18 protein-coding genes are annotated in these 17,351 nt (G+C 66.6%); 3 read left to right on the forward strand and 15 right to left on the reverse strand.

Annotated elements, in window-relative coordinates; translation table 11 throughout:
- The first annotated feature begins 307 nt into the window (after positions 1–307).
- Complete coding sequence (locus GGR66_RS10965; protein ID WP_184448278.1) at positions 308–2,455, forward strand: ricin-type beta-trefoil lectin domain protein; 2,148 nt, start codon at positions 308–310, stop codon at positions 2,453–2,455.
- Between the two features lie 84 nt (positions 2,456–2,539).
- Here GGR66_RS10965 and GGR66_RS10970 read toward each other — a convergent pair whose 3' ends face one another.
- Entirely contained in the window at positions 2,540–3,697 is a 1,158-nt protein-coding gene (locus tag GGR66_RS10970; RefSeq protein WP_184448279.1) for a mechanosensitive ion channel domain-containing protein, read from the reverse strand.
- A 267-nt stretch (positions 3,698–3,964) separates the two neighbouring features.
- The gene (locus GGR66_RS10975; protein WP_184448280.1) at positions 3,965–5,359 is read right to left on the reverse strand and encodes a 3-deoxy-7-phosphoheptulonate synthase class II; all 1,395 of its coding nucleotides are present in this window, start codon (positions 5,357–5,359) and stop codon (positions 3,965–3,967) included.
- A gap of 200 nt (positions 5,360–5,559) precedes the next feature.
- Between GGR66_RS10975 and GGR66_RS10980 the strand changes: the two genes are divergently transcribed.
- A complete protein-coding gene (locus GGR66_RS10980; RefSeq protein WP_184448281.1) occupies positions 5,560–7,704 on the forward strand; it encodes a TonB-dependent receptor in 2,145 nt (714 codons plus the stop codon).
- A 222-nt stretch (positions 7,705–7,926) separates the two neighbouring features.
- The gene (locus GGR66_RS10985; protein ID WP_184448282.1) at positions 7,927–8,817 is read left to right on the forward strand and encodes a CocE/NonD family hydrolase; all 891 of its coding nucleotides are present in this window, start codon (positions 7,927–7,929) and stop codon (positions 8,815–8,817) included.
- A 183-nt stretch (positions 8,818–9,000) separates the two neighbouring features.
- Here GGR66_RS10985 and GGR66_RS10990 read toward each other — a convergent pair whose 3' ends face one another.
- From GGR66_RS10990 to rpsH, 13 genes are all read right to left on the reverse strand, one after another.
- On the reverse strand, positions 9,001–9,513 hold the full coding sequence (locus GGR66_RS10990) for a disulfide bond formation protein B (RefSeq protein WP_160967023.1): 513 nt from the start codon (positions 9,511–9,513) through the stop codon (positions 9,001–9,003).
- Between the two features lie 194 nt (positions 9,514–9,707).
- Entirely contained in the window at positions 9,708–10,091 is a 384-nt protein-coding gene (gene rplQ, locus GGR66_RS10995; RefSeq protein ID WP_010340456.1) for a 50S ribosomal protein L17, read from the reverse strand.
- A gap of 197 nt (positions 10,092–10,288) precedes the next feature.
- Positions 10,289–11,287, reverse strand: a complete 999-nt coding sequence (rpoA, locus tag GGR66_RS11000; protein ID WP_010340455.1) for a DNA-directed RNA polymerase subunit alpha — start codon at positions 11,285–11,287, stop codon at positions 10,289–10,291.
- A 51-nt stretch (positions 11,288–11,338) separates the two neighbouring features.
- A complete protein-coding gene (rpsD, locus tag GGR66_RS11005) occupies positions 11,339–11,968 on the reverse strand; it encodes a 30S ribosomal protein S4 (RefSeq protein ID WP_010340454.1) in 630 nt (209 codons plus the stop codon).
- A gap of 14 nt (positions 11,969–11,982) precedes the next feature.
- Positions 11,983–12,375, reverse strand: a complete 393-nt coding sequence (gene rpsK / locus GGR66_RS11010) for a 30S ribosomal protein S11 (RefSeq protein WP_003470632.1) — start codon at positions 12,373–12,375, stop codon at positions 11,983–11,985.
- A 9-nt stretch (positions 12,376–12,384) separates the two neighbouring features.
- Positions 12,385–12,741, reverse strand: coding sequence for a 30S ribosomal protein S13 (rpsM, locus tag GGR66_RS11015; protein WP_160967083.1), 357 nt, complete (start codon positions 12,739–12,741; stop codon positions 12,385–12,387).
- 339 nt (positions 12,742–13,080) lie between these two features.
- The gene (gene secY / locus GGR66_RS11020; protein ID WP_160967021.1) at positions 13,081–14,451 is read right to left on the reverse strand and encodes a preprotein translocase subunit SecY; all 1,371 of its coding nucleotides are present in this window, start codon (positions 14,449–14,451) and stop codon (positions 13,081–13,083) included.
- A gap of 7 nt (positions 14,452–14,458) precedes the next feature.
- The gene (rplO, locus tag GGR66_RS11025) at positions 14,459–14,902 is read right to left on the reverse strand and encodes a 50S ribosomal protein L15 (RefSeq protein ID WP_010340451.1); all 444 of its coding nucleotides are present in this window, start codon (positions 14,900–14,902) and stop codon (positions 14,459–14,461) included.
- 6 nt (positions 14,903–14,908) lie between these two features.
- A complete protein-coding gene (gene rpmD / locus GGR66_RS11030) occupies positions 14,909–15,100 on the reverse strand; it encodes a 50S ribosomal protein L30 (protein ID WP_010340450.1) in 192 nt (63 codons plus the stop codon).
- Positions 15,093–15,638: a 30S ribosomal protein S5 gene (gene rpsE / locus GGR66_RS11035; protein WP_160967019.1), complete on the reverse strand. Its 546-nt coding sequence runs from the start codon at positions 15,636–15,638 to the stop codon at positions 15,093–15,095. Before rpsE ends, rpmD begins: the two co-directional genes overlap by 8 nt.
- A gap of 155 nt (positions 15,639–15,793) precedes the next feature.
- Positions 15,794–16,153 carry a 50S ribosomal protein L18 gene (gene rplR / locus GGR66_RS11040; RefSeq protein ID WP_160967017.1) on the reverse strand — a complete coding sequence of 120 codons (360 nt, stop codon included), beginning with the start codon at positions 16,151–16,153 and terminating at the stop codon, positions 15,794–15,796.
- Between the two features lie 87 nt (positions 16,154–16,240).
- Positions 16,241–16,768 carry a 50S ribosomal protein L6 gene (rplF, locus tag GGR66_RS11045; protein ID WP_160967015.1) on the reverse strand — a complete coding sequence of 176 codons (528 nt, stop codon included), beginning with the start codon at positions 16,766–16,768 and terminating at the stop codon, positions 16,241–16,243.
- A gap of 16 nt (positions 16,769–16,784) precedes the next feature.
- Positions 16,785–17,183 (reverse strand): 30S ribosomal protein S8, encoded by a 399-nt coding sequence (gene rpsH / locus GGR66_RS11050; protein ID WP_010340446.1) that lies wholly within the window; start codon positions 17,181–17,183, stop codon positions 16,785–16,787.
- Positions 17,184–17,351 lie beyond the last annotated feature (168 nt).

Consider the following 17,351-nt stretch of genomic DNA (forward strand, 5'->3'; position numbering starts at 1 on the left):
CCGCAGCGTGTCGCTCGACACGGCGCATCGCCACCGTCATTCGCCCAGCGCCTGGGTGTTGCCTGATACCAGACCAGCCGCCACGATTCCCTAATTCCCATCACGTTGTGCATGGACGCATTTCACGCAATGCGATTCTCGCTGCGCTAAAGCGTTCACTCGTCTACAGAATCGACCGCACCTGCCGATGCTGTTTTGGCGTAGTTTGGGCGCGTCCGGAACGCGTGCCATGGCAGCCAACCGGCCGATGGCGGAGACTGGTATAGGGGATTCACCGATGCGGTTCGCAGAAGCGATGGGATGGAGTGTGGCCGCACTGCTGTGCGCGGGCTTGAGTGCCTGTGGCGGTGCGATCGGCGACAAGGGCACCACAGCGTCCAACCGGACAAGGCAGCAGCCGACGGCCCTGGCTAATGGCACGGCCGCCACGGCAGCGGCCGCCGTACAGCACGCCGCCTTGTTCGACGCGAAAGACAGCGGCGCGCTGATCCGCTATACCAGCCGCACCCCGACCGGACACGACGGCGCGTTCGCCCTGTACCCGATCACCGTCAGCGAGGCGCATGCCATCAAGGCCAGCGTCGACGGCACGATGACGTTGCCCACGCCCGATGGAAAGAACCTGCGGATCGGCTTCCTGAGCCGGCGCGACGCCAAGGGCGGCATCTGGACCTGGGTCGGCCGGGCGGACGGCCAACCGCTGGGCAACGAAACGGTCATCAGCTTCGGCAAGGACGCGGTGTTCGGGTCGCTGGGCACCATCGATGGCATGACCTACCAGCTCACCACGATCGAAGGAAAGCCTTACATCATGGCGGCGGCCAGCGCCGACCTGCATTCCGCCGGAAGCCGCACGGACGGGCGGCGCCTGGCCGATGCGGTCATCCACCTGCCCGCCGGCGACACCGCACAGGGCTACATCGCCGGGTACAGCAGCCTGGCGCAGGTCAACGCGCAGGCGGGCAGCACCTCGACCAACACGATCGACGTGTTGCTCGGCTATACGCCCGGCTATCGGGACTACCGCGGCGGCATCACGGCGATCGACACCGTGCTCACCAATCTGGTGGAGACGGCGAACCTGTCCTTCGCCAACGCCAACATCAATGTGCGCTATCGCTTGGTCGGGACCGTGCAGGTCAGCTACCCGGACAACACGTTGAACGACAACACCCTCGACGAACTCACCGGGGTCAGCCAGGCCACCGCCGCGGCGCTGGTGCCGCTGCACGACGCGCGCGATCGCCTTGGCGCCGACATGGTTGGCCTGGTGCGACGCTTCAATGGTGCCCAGCAGAGCTGCGGTGTGGCCTGGCAATCCGGCGGCACCGATTCGCGCTGGGGATACGCGGTGATCTCCGACGGCGTGGACGGCGGTTACTACTGCACCCGTGGCACCCTCGCCCACGAGTTCGGCCATCTGCTCGGCTCCGGGCACCAGCACGAAACCGGCCAGGAGCCGGGCTTCAATTTCGGCCATCGCAGTGACGTGGGCAGCTTCCACACCACGATGGCCTACGCGATCAACGGGCAAAGCGAGATTCTGGTGTACTCGTCGCCGTCGATCACCACCTGCAACGGGCAAGCCTGCGGCGTGCCGGACCAGGCCGACAATGCCCGTGCCTTCCTAACCACGGTGCCCAACGTCGTCCAATACCGGCAGACCGTGGTGCCGCTGGATGATTCCAGTTCGCCCGGCCAGGTCATGGGCCCCTCCGGCAAATGCCTCGATGTCGCGGGTGGAGCGACCGGCAACGCCGCGGCCGTCCAGGTCTGGAGCTGCAACGGGTTCCGCCAGCAGAAGTGGTCGTTCCAGCGCGGCAGCCGCAGCCTGCGCGGGGAAGGCACCGACAAGGTCCTCGACATCAGCGGCGTGAGCCGCGCCAATGGTGCACCGATCCAGCTCTATCAATCGCTGAACACGGAGAACCAGGGCTGGCACTTCACCAGTTCCTCGCTCATCGCCACCGGCGGCAAGGTGTTGGACGTCGTGTCTGCCGGGTCCGGCAATGGCGCGCGACTCCAGCTCTGGGACAACCTCGGCGGCGCCAACCAGCGTTGGTCGTACATCCCCGCGACCGGCGAAATCCGGGTCTCGACCGGGCGCTGCCTGGACGTGGCGGAATTCGGCGTGACTACCGGGACGCCCGTACAGATCTGGGACTGCACCGGCACCAAGAACCAGATCTGGCAGCTCGGCAAGAACGGGTCGATCGTCGGCTATGGCGGCAACTGCCTGGAAGCGGTAAACCTGGCCCAGAACGGTACCGTCGTGCGCATGGCCGCCTGCACCGGCACGAGCGCGCAAGCTTGGCGGATCCGCGGCGAGATCCGCAGCGACTTGAACGGCAAATGCCTGGACGACTCGGCCGGCGGCACCCGCAATGGCGCCATCGCGCAGATGTGGGAATGCCTGGGCAACGTCAATCAGCTCTGGGAAGTGCAACCCAACTGACGTGATCGCCGGATAGGCCAAGCCGTCGCCGGCAGAGCACGTCCCCGGCGACGTGCTCTGCCGGGAACGTGCGCGCGGTGCTGCTTACCCAGCGCCGCGCTGAACGGCAGAAGCGCTGGCACCCGCCCCATCCTCCGCACCGGGCGAACGCATCGCATCGGAGTCGCTGGCGCGTATCGGCGGATGTGACAGCCGCACCGGCTCCGGCGCCACTTCGGCGCGCAGCAGCGGCAAGGCGTAAGGGTGCTCGCGCACCAGGAAGTCCAGCATGCGTTCGCGCACGATGCAGCGCAGGTCGAAGGCATCGCCGGAGTTGCGCGCGCTGACCAGCAGGCGCACCTGGATCGTGCGCTCGCTGGTATCGGTCACCTGGGTCACGCAGACCCGTCCGTCCCATAGCGGCTCGCTCTTGCAGATCCGCTCCAGCTCGGCGCGCACCTGCGCGATCGGCGTGCGGTAGTCCAGCCACAGGAACGCGGTCCCGAGCAGGTCGGCGCTGCTGCGCGTCCAGTTCTGGAACGGGTTTTCGATGAACCAGGTCAGCGGTACCACCATACGCCGCTCGTCCCAGATCCGCACCACCACATAGGAACTGCCGATCTCCTCGATGCGGCCCCACTCGCCTTCGACGATGACCACGTCGTCGAGCCGGATCGGCTGGGTCAGCGCGATCTGCAGGCCGGCGATCAGGTTGCCGAACACCGGCTTGGCGGCGATACCGGCGACCAGGCCGATGATGCCGGCCGAGGCCAGCAAGGTGGTGCCGATCTGCCGCACCGCCGGGAAGGTCAACAGAACGATCGAGGTGCCCAACAGGATGATCGTGCCCATCACCACCCGCGCCAGCACCCGCGTCTGGGTCTGCACGCGGCGCGCGGTGAGGTTGTCCGCCACCTCGATCGGATGGCTGCGCAGGATCGCCGTTTCCAGCGCCGCCACGCCGCGCACCAGCAACCAGGTCACGCAACCGATCATGCCGATGTGCAGCAGGTGCTGCAGGTCGGTCAGCGCCTTCTCGTCCAGCGGCGTGGATTCGAGCGCGAAGCTGAGCATCAGCATCGGCAGCAGGAAGGCGACCGGCACGCTGACCACGCGCACGATGCGCGCACGCCGGTAGTCGCGACCGCGCATGCGCTGGGCGATGCGCAACAGCAGCCACCAGGCCAGGAAGCCGAGAATCAATGCGGCGCCGATCGGCACCGTGTAGGCACGCCAGGGCACCCAGTGAAGATCGAGGGTCAAGTTGCGCTCCTTTGTTGGGGGGAGGAGTCGCGACAGTCTGGCAGTGCGGGGATTAGCGCAATGTCGAGCACGCACGGTGCGGCGCCGGGCAATGGCAGCCGCAGCAGGCGTCGGCGCGTGAGCGCACAATTCTGCGAAACGGGTTGTCAGTGCAGCGAGACGCCGCCACGCGCAGTGCATGCAGATGTAATGGCCCCGCACAGGTCCGTGCCCAGCGCCAGCGCAGCACCGACGCGCATACTGCGCGACGGCGCATGACGCCAACGACTACGCGAGCGGCGTGGCGACGTTGCGCCCGTTCTGCTTGCGCACGATCGCCATCGCGATCTCCAGCGACTGCTCGTAGTTCAAGCGAGGGTCGACACTGGAACGGTAGGCGCGCTCCAGGTCGCGCTCGGTCAGTTCGCGCGCGCCGCCGGTGCACTCGGTGACGTCCTCGCCGGTCAGTTCCAGATGCACGCCGCCCAGGCGGGTGCCGGCCGCGGCGTGGATGTCGAACGACTGCTCCACCTCGCCCAGGACGTTCTGGTAGCGCCGGGTCTTGTAGCCGTTGCTGGTGCTCTCGGTGTTGCCGTGCATCGCATCGCACACCCACAGCACGCGGCGGCCGTCGCGCTTCACCGCGTCCAGCAGCGGCGGCAGCTTCTCGGCGATCTGCGCCGCACCCATGCGGTGGATGAAGGTCAGCCGGCCCGGCTCGTCTTCCGGATTGAGCACGTCGATCAGCCGCAGCAACTGGTCCGGCTGCGCCGACGGCCCGACCTTGATCGCGATCGGATTGCGGATGCCGCGGAAATACTCCACGTGCGCGCCGTCCAGCGCCGCGGTGCGCATGCCGATCCACGGATAGTGCGTGCTGAGGTTGAACCAGCCCCACTGCCGGGGCACCTCGCGGGTCAGCGCTTCCTCGTAGGGCAGCAGCAAGGCCTCGTGCGAGGTGTAGAAATCGACGCGATTGAGGTTGTACAACTGCGCGCCGGAGAGGGTCTCCATGAAACGCACCGCATCGCCGATCGAGGACACCATCTTCTGGTAGTCGTCGGCCAGCGGCGAGCAACCGACCCAGCTCAGGTTCCAGTACTCGGGATGGTGTAGGTCGGCGAACCCGCCGTCGATCAGCGCACGCACGAAGTTCATGGTCATCGCCGAACGCGAGTGCGCGGTGATCATGCGCCGCGGGTCCGGCACCCGCGCCTGCGCGGTGAACTCCGGGCCGTTGACCACGTCGCCGCGGTAGCTGGGCAGGGTCACGCCATCGCGGGTCTCGGTATCGGCCGAGCGCGGCTTGGCGTACTGCCCGGCGTAGCGGCCGACCCGCACCACCGGCAGGCGCAGGCCGTGCACCAGCACCAGGCTCATCTGCAGCAGCACCTTGAGCCGATTGGAGATGGTGCCGGATTCGCAATCGCTGAAGTTCTCCGCGCAATCGCCGCCCTGCAGCAGGAAGCGCTTGCCTTCCTGTGCCTCGGCCAGCTGCTTCTTCAGCGCGAAGATCTCCCAGGACGTCACCAGCGGCGGCAACTGCCGCAACTCCGTCAGCGTGGTCTCCAGCGCCTGCGGGTCCGGATACACCGGCATCTGCAGCGCCGGCCGCTCGCGCCAACTGGCGGGCGACCAGGAGGACGAGGCGGATTCGGACACGGCGGCGGCGGACAGATTCATGAAAGGACTCCTTGGCAGTGTGCGATGTTCGCAGAGCCGGGGCGCGCCGCATAGCGCCGCACGCCGGTCATGCCGGCAGCGCCGCGACATGAATGGCAAGCAACACCGCGACGCCACCATGACTTCCGGCCTACGCCGGCGTTTTTGCGAAAGCACACTGTTATTAAGTAACAATTCCTTTCCCTTTGGTCCGCCTTGCCATGACACGTCGCCCCCTCTCCTCCGCCATCGCCCTGGTCCTGCTGGTCGCCCCCGGCCTCGCCCTCGCCGCAGACGCCGCTGCCGCCGACAGCACCGCTGCCACCGAACCGACCGTCGATCTCGATCCGGTCACCGTCACCGCCAAGCTGGAAGCCGTGCGCAACGCGCTGTCGCCGGACATCGGCAGCAGCCAGTACGCGATCACCGCCGAGGACATCGCCCGCCTGCCGCTGGGCGCCTCCACCCCGCTCAACCAGGTGCTGCTGCAGGCGCCGGGCGTGGTCCAGGACTCCTACGGCGGCATCCATGTGCGCGGCGACCACGCCAATCTGCAGTACCGCATCAACGGCGTGATGATTCCCGAATCCATCTCCGGCTTCGGCCAGACCCTGGACCCGCGCACGATCAAGAACATCCGCCTGCTCGACGGCGCGCTGCCGGCGCAGTTCGGCGACCGCACCGCGGCGGTGGTCGACATCACCACCAAGAACGGCGTGGAACTGGGCAACGGCGGCAGCGTCGGCATCACCGGCGGCTCTTACGGCACGCTCAATCCCAACGCCTCGTGGTGGGGCAGCGACGGCCGCTTCAGCTGGTTCGCCAGCGGCAACTACCTGCAGAACCGCATCGGCATGGAGAACCCGACCGACAGCGACAACCCGATCCACGACAAGACCCACCAGGGCAAGGGCTTCGCCGACCTCAGCTACCTGCTGAACGAGAACACCCGGCTCAGCCTGCTGGTCGGCTACGCCAACAACCGCTTCCAGATCCCCAACAATCCGGGGCAGACGCCGGCGTTCACCTATCTGGGCAACAACAGCTTCGATTCCGCGCAGCTCGACGAGAACCAGCGCGAGAACACCCGCTTCGGCACCCTGGTGCTGCAGGGCGCGCTCGGCGACACCAGCTACCAGCTGTCGGCCGGCCAGCGCTACAGCAGCGTCGCGTTCTCCCCGGACATCGCCGGCGACCTGATCTTCAACGGCATCGCTTCGCAGGTGCAGCGCGCCAACCGCGCCAGCACCCTGCAGGCCGACTTCTCCACGCCGTGGGGCAGCACCCACACCTTGCGCTACGGCGTGTACGGCAACTTCGAACACGCCAACGCCAGCAACAACGCCTACGTGTTCCCGGCCAACGACGACGGCAGCCAGAGCAGCGACGTGCCGCTGTTCATCCCCGACGGCAGCCGCTTCCACGCCAGCACCTACGCGGTGTACCTGCAGGACGAATGGCAGCCGAGCGATGCCTGGACCATCAACTACGGCGTGCGCGGCGATCGCTACAAGGCCTTCGGCACCACCGAGGGCCAGCTCAGCCCGCGCCTGGGCGTGGTCTGGCATGCCAGCGACAGCACCACCCTGCACGCCGGCTATGCGCGCTACTTCACCCCGCCGGCCACCGAGCTGATCTCCACCAGCGACATCGCCCTGTACGACGGCACCACCAACCAGCAGTCGGCGGCGGGCGGCCCGACCAAGCCGCTGAGCGAGCGCAGCGACTACTACGACCTGGGCATCTCGCAGATGGTCGGCGACCACCTGACCCTCGGCCTGGACACCTACTACCGCAAGGCCGACCGCCTGCAGGACGAAGGCCAGTTCGGCGCCGCCTACGTCTACTCCACCTTCAACTACCGCTACGGCCGCATTCGCGGCGCAGAGTTCAGCGCCGACTACAGCAACGGCCCGATCAACGCCTACTTCAACGCGGCCTACAGCAAGGCCATGGGCAAGCAGGTAATGACCAGCCTGTACAACTTCGACCCGGATGCGCTGGCCTACGCCAACGATCACTGGATCCACCTGGACCACGACCAGAAGCTGACCTCCTCCGGCGGCATCAACTACGCCCTGGCCGAGGACAGCCACGTCGGCGCCGACTACCTGTTCGGCAGCGGCCTGCGCACCGACGCCAACGGCGTGCCCAACGGCGGCGAGCTGCCGGCGTACTTCCAGCTCAACCTCAGCGCCGGCCACGACTTCGCCCTGGCCAGCAGCCACCCGCTGCACGCGCAGCTGGCCGTGCTCAACGTGCTCGACCGCCACTACCAGTTGCGCGACGGCGGCGGCATCGGCGTGTTCGCGCCGCAGTGGGCGCCGCGCCGTGGCGTCTACCTGAGCCTGCAGCAGGACTTCTGAGCAGGCGCGGCGATCGCCTGCGGCGTGCCACCCGGCGCACCGCAGGCCTCGCGCCGCAAGACGTGACGGGCCGCGGCCCGTCCGGCACCACAGCGAAGCCGCACGCCGCGTCGTGGCCGTGGCTTCGCCCCGCCCGAGGGAGGCGCCCCACCACGTCATCCCCGTGCTCCGGACCGCCGCCACGACGCGTTGCCATGCATCCCGTCCAGGCAGGTCTCGCGCATGCTCAAACACCTGTTCGCCACCATCGGCGCGGCCACCATTCTCGCCATCGCCGCACCGTCGACGGCACACGCCGAAAGCGTCACCGACTTCCGAATGCCGGTCGTCGTGCAAGGGGTCGACTACGATCTCGCCGCCCGCGTACATCGCCCCGCGGGCCCCGGCCCATTTCCGCTGATCGTCATCCATCACGGCACTCCGGCGGACAAGCGCAAGCTGGCCGACACCCGCCTCGGTTTCGCCCGCGCCGCGCGCTGGTTCGCCGCCCGCGGCTACATGGTGGTGCTGGCCTTACGGCCTGGCTACGGCAGTTCCAGCGGCACTTATCTGGAAGGCGCCGGCAACTGCCACGACGTCGATTTCGTCGTCGCCGGGCGCAAGATCGCCGCGGCCGAAACGGCGATCGTCGACGCCGCCGCACGCCTTCCCGGCGTGGACCCGCAGCGCATCGTGGTGGTCGGCCAGTCCGCCGGCGGTCTCGGCGCGGTGGCCCTGGCCGATGCGCCGCCGCCGGGCGTGCGTGGCGTCATCAGCTTCGCCGGCGGGCGCGGCAGCAATGGCAAGGAGGTCATCTGCGCCGGCGAGGACCGCCTGGTCGCAGCAGAAAAGACCCTCGGCGCGGCCAACACACTGCCGCAACTGTGGCTGTACGCCGCGAACGATCACTTCTTCCGGCGCGACCTGGCGCACCGCATGTATGCGGCCTACCGCGCCGGCTCGACGCCGCCGGTGACCTTCGTCGATCTGCCGGCCTTCGGCGACGATGGCCACAAGACCTTCGCCCAGGCCGATCCGTCGGTGTGGGCCAGGCCGGTGGCGGCGTTCCTGGCCCAGGTCGTCCCGCAGGCTACAAGCGCGCAGGCGCTGCCACAGGCCAGCGCGGCGTATTGAGGCAGACAGGCGAGAGAGCGGATCGCCAATCGGGGGACAGCACATCAGGACGTTGCCCAATCGGATGGACAACGTCGTGGCGCGGCGGCGTGCGTCCGCTCTGCCCATCTCGGCGTCAAGCAGCGCTGACGCCAATCGCCAGGCGCCATAACGCTGAGCGATCAGCGCACAGCAGGGGAACCGTCAGATCAGCGTGCGCCGCCGGCTCTTGAAGCCCGCATACAGCGCGAACACCGCCAGCAACACGAAGCAGATCAGGCACCACATCGGCATCGACAGACCGAGGAAGCGCCAGTCGATGTTGCCGCAGTCGCCGGTGCCGGTCAGCACCCGGCGCAGCACCTCGAACGGCCCCATGGTCTCGCGCAGGAAGCTCAGCGGCGGGCCGCAGGACGCCATCGGGTCCGGGAACAGCTGCACCGAGACGTGCTTGGTGGAGATGCCTGCGCCCACCATCGCGGCCAGGAACGCCAGGACGCCGTAGAGCTTGCGCCCGCCAGCGCTGCGCGGCCCGTGCAGGGCGCCGAGCAGGAACAGCACGCCCAGCGCCGCGAACGCGATGCGCTGGAAGATGCACAGCGGGCACGGCTCGATGCCCAGCCGGTATTGCACGAAAATCGCATAGCCCAGCAAGCCGGCGCAGATCAGAAAGCCGAGCAGGAACTGCGCGCGGAAACCCCAGCGTAACGGATTCATCGGACTCGAACTCGCATCGACGATCCGCGCATTATCCGCGATCGTGCGCCCCATCACCATGTGTCATGCGCTGGTGGTCGCCCTCGCCCGCACGGCGAGCGCTCCCAATCCCTAATCGCGACTCCCCAATCCCGGCCCCAACAACAAAAAAGCCCGGACATGCCGGGCTTCTTGCTGCTGCAGACGCGAACCGATTACTCGGCCACTTCCTCGGCCACAGCCGGGCGATCGACCAGTTCGACGTACGCCATCGGCGCATTGTCGCCGGCGCGGAAGCCGCACTTGAGGATGCGCAGGTAACCGCCCGGGCGCGCCTGGTAGCGCGGGCCCAGCGTGGTGAACAGGGTGCCGACCGCTTCCTTGTCACGCAGGCGGGCGAACGCCAGGCGGCGGTTGGCGACGTTGTCGACCTTGGCCAGGGTGATCAGCGGCTCGGCGACGCGGCGCAGTTCCTTGGCCTTCGGCAGGGTGGTCTTGATCAGCTCGTGCTTGATCAGCGACGCCGCCATGTTCTTGAACATCGCTTCGCGGTGGGCGCTGGTGCGGCTGAACTTGCGGCCGGATTTCTGGTGACGCATGGGTTGGGATTCCTATGGAAGAGTGTGACTGTTGGAGATCGCTGTCGCCGTCGTGGCGTTGAAAGTGGACTGCGGATGGTCCTTGCCGGCCGTCCCTGACCGGGCGACGCCGCGGGCTTTGACCCGTCGACGTGGTGGTGCGGATGACGCGAATGACATGCGGCCGATGCCTTGCGGCACCGGCCGGATGCGCAAACTCAGCCGAGCATGCCGTGCTGGGCGACACCGGCCGGCGGCCAGTTCTCCAGCTTCATGCCGAGCGACAGGCCACGCTGGGCCAGCACTTCCTTGATCTCGGTGAGCGACTTCTTGCCCAGGTTCGGAGTCTTGAGCAGCTCGACTTCGGTCTTCTGGATCAGATCGCCGATGTAGTAGATGCTCTCGGCCTTCAGGCAGTTGGCCGAACGCACGGTCAGTTCCAGATCGTCGATCGGACGCAGCAGCACCGGATCCACGCCGTTGCTGGCCGGCTTGGCCGCGCCACGGTCGCGATGGGTGAAGTCGCCGAACACCGACAGCTGGTCGCTGAGGATGTCGGCGGCGGTGCGCACGGCTTCCTCGGCATCGATCGTGCCGTTGGTTTCGATGTCCAGGACCAGCTTGTCCAGGTCGGTACGCTGCTCGACGCGCGCCGATTCGACCGCGTAGGCGACGCGGCGCACCGGCGAGAACGAGGCGTCCAGGACCAGGCGACCGATGGTGCGGGTCTCTTCGTCCGGACGGCGACGCGCGGCGGCCGGCTGGTAGCCGAAGCCACGCTCGATCTTCAGACGCATGTTGATCGCCGTGTCCTTGGTCAGGTGGCAGATCACGTGGTCGTTGTTGAGGATCTCGACGTTGTGGTCGGTCTTGATGTCGGCGGCAGTGACCGTGCCCGGACCCTGCTTGGACAGCGACAGCGTGGCGCTGTCACCGGTATGCATGCGGATGGCCACGTCCTTGAGGTTCAGCAGGACTTCCAGCACGTCCTCCTGCAGCCCTTCGACCGTGGTGTACTCGTGCAGCACGCCGTCGATCTCGACTTCGGTGATCGCGAAGCCGGGAATCGAGGACAGCAGCACGCGACGCAGGGCATTGCCCAGCGTATGCCCATACCCGCGCTCCAAGGGCTCGATCACGACCTTGGCGCGGTTGTCGGTAAGGCGTTCGATCTGCGGCCCACGGGGGCGCAGAACCTGGTTGGCGGTAACCGTCATGTTGCGGGTTCTCCTGACGAGCCTCCGTGGACCGGAGGCTCTCCGATGTGATTACTTCGAATACAACTCGACGATCAGCGCTTCGTTGATGTCGGCAGGCAGGTCCGCACGGTCCGGCACGGCCTTGAAGATGCCGCTGAACTTCTTCGAATCGACCTCGACCCACGACGGGTTCAGGTCGTGCGTTTCGGCAACGGTCAGCGCTTCCTGCACGCGAAGCTGCTTCTGCGCCTTTTCCGACAGGGCGATCGCGTCGCCGGCCTTGACCTGGTACGAGGCCAGGTTCACCGACTTGCCGTTGACCAGCACGCCACGGTGCGACACCAGCTGGCGCGCGGCCGGACGGGTGACGGCGAAGCCCATGCGGTAGACGACGTTGTCCAGGCGGGTTTCCAGCAGCTGCAGCAGGTTCTCGCCGGTGTTGCCCTTCTTGGTCGAGGCCTTCTTGTAGTAGTTGCGGAACTGACGCTCCAGCAGGCCGTAGATACGCTTGACCTTCTGCTTTTCGCGCAGCTGGGTGGCGTAGTCGGACAGCTTGCCCTTGCGGGCGGTCGCGCCGTGCTGGCCGGGCTTCTGCTCCAGCTTGCACTTGGAGTCCAGCGCACGCGCCGGGCTCTTGAGGGAAAGATCGGCGCCTTCGCGGCGCGCGAGCTTACAGGTAGGACCGATATAACGAGCCATTTCTTATCGCTCCTTTAGACGCGACGCTTCTTCGGCGGACGGCACCCGTTGTGCGGGATCGGCGTCACGTCGATGATGTTGGTGATCTTGTATCCGACGTTGTTCAACGAACGGACGGCGGACTCGCGACCCGGACCCGGGCCCTTGATGCGCACTTCCAGCGACTTCACGCCGTAGTCGAGCGCAGCGCGCCCGGCCTTCTCGGCGGCAACCTGCGCCGCGAACGGCGTGGACTTGCGCGAACCGCGGAAACCGGCGCCACCGGAGGTCGCCCAGGACAACGCATTGCCCTGACGGTCGGTGATGGTCACGATGGTGTTGTTGAACGAAGCGTGGACGTGGGCGACACCGTCGGTGACGACGCGCTTGATCTTCTTCTTGGTCTTTGCTGCTGCGGGCTTAGCCATGTCGGTCCCTTACTTCCTGATCGCCTTGCGCGGGCCCTTGCGGGTGCGGGCGTTGGTACGGGTGCGCTGACCGCGCAGGGGCAGGCCACGACGGTGACGCAGGCCGCGGTAGCAGCCCAGGTCCATCAGTCGCTTGATGGCGATGCCGATTTCGCGACGCAGGTCGCCTTCGACGATGTACTTGCCGACTTCGAGACGCAGGCGCTCGATTTCCGGCTCGGACAGGTCGCGGATCTTGGTGGTCGAGGTCACGCCTGCGGCTTCGCAGACCTTCTTCGAACGGGTACGGCCGATGCCGTAGATGCTTTGCAACCCGACCCAGACGTGCTTCTGGGCTGGCAGGTTGACGCCTGCAATACGCGCCATGACGCGGTTCTCCAACTGAGTGATGGCCCGACGGCGCACCACGGCGCCATCCGGCAGGATGGATCAAAAAGTGAACTTGTAAGTCTAGCAAGGTCTCGGGTTACATGGAAGCCTGCGGAACCTGAGGTTCCGCAAGCCCGGCATGGGGAGTGTGCCCATGCTCCGGCGCCGGACGTCGTTGACAGGGAGAAACCTCCGCCCCGCCGCCCGCGCTACTCCAGCGCAGGACCACCACGTCTCACCCGCGCACGAGACCGCTGCACGGGCCGCCCTTCAAGTCGGAAGACTGCGCCCGGGAACCGGGGGCGTCTTCGCGGAAGGATTCAAACAGTATAGCAATCAACCGCGGGCAAAACCGCCGCCGCGCGAGCCACCCTTGAGGTTGGCCTTCTTCAACAGGCTTTCGTACTGGTGCGACATCAGGTGCGCCTGGATCTGCGCGATGAAGTCCATCACCACCACGACCGCGATCAGCAGCGAGGTGCCGCCGAAGTGGAACGAGGTGCCGAGCTGGGCGCGCATCACTTCCGGCAGCAGACACACGATCACCAGGTACACCGAGCCGGCCGCGGTCAGGCGGGTCAGCACGCCGTCGACGTAGTCGGCGGTGGCCTTGCCCGGCCGGATGCCCGGAATCAGCGCGCCGGACTTCTTCAGGTTGTCCGCGGTTTCCTGCGAGTTGAACACCAGCGCCGTGTAGAAGAACGCGAAGCCGATGATCAGCGCAGCGAATACGATCATGTGCACCGGTTCGCCGGGGCCGAGCGCATTGGCGATGCGCTGCAGCACACTGCCGAAGGTGCTGTTGGAGGCGGCCTGGCCCGACCACATCGACAGCGTCGCCGGGAAGGCGAGGATGCTCGAGGCGAAGATCGGCGGGATCACGCCGGCCATGTTGAGCTTCAGCGGCAGGAACGAGGTCTGGTTCATGTACGCGTTGCGACCGCCCTGGCGGCGCGCGTAGTTCACCGTGATCCGTCGTTGTCCGCGCTCGACGAACACCACGAACAGGGTGAAGGCGAGGATGGTCAGCACGATCAGCAGCAACGCGATGAAGCTCAGGTTGCCGTCGCGGAAGGACTCCACGGTCTGGATCGCCGCTGCCGGCAGCCCGGCGACGATGCCGGCGAAGATGATCAGCGAGACGCCGTTGCCGATGCCGCGCTCGGTCACCTGCTCGCCGACCCACATCAGGAAGATGGTGCCGGCGGTCAGCGCGATCACCGCGGTGAGCACGAAGCCCATGCCGGGGGCGTACACCACCGGCGCGCCGCCCGGTGCGGTCTGGTTCTGCAGCGCCAGGGCGATACTGCCGCCCTGCACCACCGCCAGCAGCACCGCGCCGATGCGCGAATACTGGGTGATCTTGCGTCGGCCCGACTCGCCTTCCTTCTGCATCGCCTTCAGCGACGGAAAGATGTGCGTGGCCAGCTGGATCACGATCGATGCCGAGATGTACGGCATCACGTTCAGCGCGAAGATGCTGAAACGGTGCAGGGCGCCGCCCGAAAACATGTTGAACATGTCCACGATGCCGCCGCCCTGCGCCTGCATCAGCGCAAGCATGGCTTCGGGATTGACGCCCGGCACCGGCACGTAGCAGCCGATGCGATAGACGATCAATGCGCCGAGAACGAACAACAGGCGCTGGCGAAGTTCAGTGAACTTGCCGAGCCCGCCGCCGAGATTACCCATGCCAGCCTGCGCCATCTGCGTGTTACTCCTGCACGCTGCCGCCGGCAGCTTCGATTGCCGCCTTGGCACCGGCGGTCGCGGCGACACCCTTCAGCACGAACTTCTTGGTCAGTTCGCCCTTCAGGACCACCTTGGCCTTCTTGGCGGTGCTCGGGACCAGCTTCGCGGCGCGCAGCGCAGCGAAATCGATCTCGCCGGCCGGCAGGTTGTCGAGCTGGTAGGACAGCACTTCGGCGGTGTCCTTGGCCATCTTCGAACGGAAGCCGATCTTCGGCAGACGGCGCTGCATGGGGGTCTGGCCGCCTTCGAAGCCAGCCTTGATCTTGCCGCCGCCCTTGCGCGCGAACGAACCCTTGTGGCCGCGGCCGGCGGTCTTGCCCAGGCCGGAACCGATGCCGCGACCGACGCGGGTGCGCTCGGTGCGCGCGCCCGGCGCGGGCTTCAGATCATTCAGATGCAAAGTCATGGTCGATTACTCCTCAACCTGGACGAGGTACTGAACCTTGTTGATCAGGCCGCGCACTTGCGGGCTGTCCTTCAGTTCGCGCACATCGTTGAGCTTGTTCAGGCCCAGGGCACGCACCGACAGGCGGTGACGCGACTGGGTACCACGCAGGCCGCGCACCAGGCGCACCTTCACCGTCTTGGTGGATTCATTAGCCATGGGTCAGATCCTCCACCTTCTTGCCGCGCTTGGCCGCGATGCGCGACGGCGACTGCATGTCTTCCAGGCCGCGCAGGGTCGCGCGCACCAGGTTGATCGGGTTGCGCGAACCGACGGCCTTGGCCAGCACGTTCTTCACGCCCACCGCTTCCAGCACGGCGCGCATCGCGCCGCCGGCGATCACGCCGGTACCTTCCGAGGCCGGCATCATGAACACGCGCGCCGCGCCGTGGCCGGACTTCACCGGGTGCCACAGGGTGCCGTTGTTCAGATCGATGTTGAGCATGCCCTTGCGCGCATACTCCATCGACTTCTGGATCGCGACCGGCACTTCGCGCGCCTTGCCGTAACCGAAGCCGATCTTGCCGTTGCCGTCGCCGACCACGGTCAGCGCGGTGAAGGTGAACTGGCGACCGCCCTTGACCGTCTTGCTGACGCGGTTGACCGCGACCAGCTTCTCGATCATGCCGTCGTCGACTTTCTCTTCGCGGTTGCGGTCGCGATCACGACCCCGCGGTGCACGCTGTTCTTCAGCCATTGTGATGCCCTTGATAGAGGAAAAGATTTACGGCTTCGTTGCCGCTTGGAGTTGTGGTCTGGAGCCGTGTTCCCCGGGCGCGCGCAGAAGGCGCGCCAAGGTCCGATGCAACCCGCATCGACGGGACGGGCGCGGCAGTGCCGCACCCGCAAGGATCAGAACTGCAGGCCGCCTTCGCGCGCGGCGTCGGCCAGCGCCTTGATGCGGCCGTGGTAGCGGTAGCCCGAGCGGTCGAAGGCGACCTTCTCGACGCCCGCGGCCTTGGCGCGCTCGGCGATCAGCTTGCCGACCTTGGCGGCGGCGTCGCTGTTCTTGCCGTTCTTCAGGCCGTCCTTGACGTCGGCCTGCAGGGTGTTCGCCGCGGCGAGCACCTTGGAACCGTCGGCGGTGAAGACCTGCGCGTACAGGTGCTGGCCGGTGCGCAGCACCGACAGGCGGGCGACGCCGAGCTCGCGGATGTGAGCGCGGGTCGACTTGGCGCGACGCAGGCGGGCGATGTTCTTGTTGATGGTCATGTCTGTGTCCTACGGAAGCTGAAGGAAGCGAGGCGTTCGTGGGGAACCCGGCCTCGCAAGGCCGGACTCCTGGCGGAAGAACCTGGCTTAGGCCTTCTTGGCTTCCTTGCGAATGATGGCTTCACCGGCGTACTTCACACCCTTGCCCTTGTAGGGCTCCGGCGGACGGAAACCGCGGATCTTGGCGGCGACTTCGCCGACGCGCTGCTTGTCGGCGCCCTGCACCAGGATCTCGGTCTGCGTCGGCGCGGTCAGGGTGATGCCCTCCGGCGCGACGAACACGATCGGGTGCGAGAAACCGAGCGCCAGGCTCAGGTCCTTGCCCTGCATCGTGGCGCGGTAGCCGACGCCCACCAGCTCGAGCTTGCGCTCGAAGCCCGCGGACACGCCCTGCACCATGTTCGCCAGGATGGCGCGGACGGTGCCGGTGATGGCGATGTGCGACGGATCGTTCGCCGACAGCGTGGCGACACCGTTTTCCTGCTTGATTTCGACACCGGCCGGCTTGGCCAGCGACAAGGTGCCCTTCGGGCCCTTGACGCTGAACTGATCGGCCTGGACGGTGAGTTCGACGCCCTTCGGGAGGGAGATCGGCTTCTTGGCTACGCGGGACATGTGAGTGCTCCTTCCCTTAGGCCACGAAGCACAGGACTTCGCCACCGACGCCGGCCTGACGGGCCTGCGCATCGGTCATGATGCCCTTGGACGTGGAAATGATGGCAACGCCCAGACCGCCGAGAACCTTCGGCAGCTCGGTCTTGCCGCGATACTGGCGCAGACCCGAACGCGAAACGCGCTTGAGCGTATCGATGACCGGGCGGCCTTCGAAATACTTCAGAACGATTTCCAGTTCGGACTTGTTGTTCTCGATCGCGTTGACGCGCAGATCGCTGATGTAGCCTTCGGCCTTCAGCACTTCCGCGATCGCAACCTTGATCTTGGAGGACGGCATTTTCACCGTCGGCTTGCCAACCGCGGCCGCATTCTTGATGCGGACCAGCAGGTCGGCGATGGGATCAGTCATGCTCATGGTGTCTACCTTTGAGTGCACCGATATCCGCTTTCGCGAAAATCTTGTGTGGTGGAGCGGTGGAATGACGCAGGGGGTGAAGCGCGCAACCGCCGGAGAAACCCGCGGCGGCTGCCATACCCGTCCCTGCCGCGAGGCAAGGAGCGGGAGTATACGACAAAAAGTCCG

Origin of the sequence: Xanthomonas sp. 3498 (assembly GCF_014199795.1) — a bacterium.
GTDB classification, from domain to species: domain Bacteria; phylum Pseudomonadota; class Gammaproteobacteria; order Xanthomonadales; family Xanthomonadaceae; genus Xanthomonas_A; species Xanthomonas_A rydalmerensis.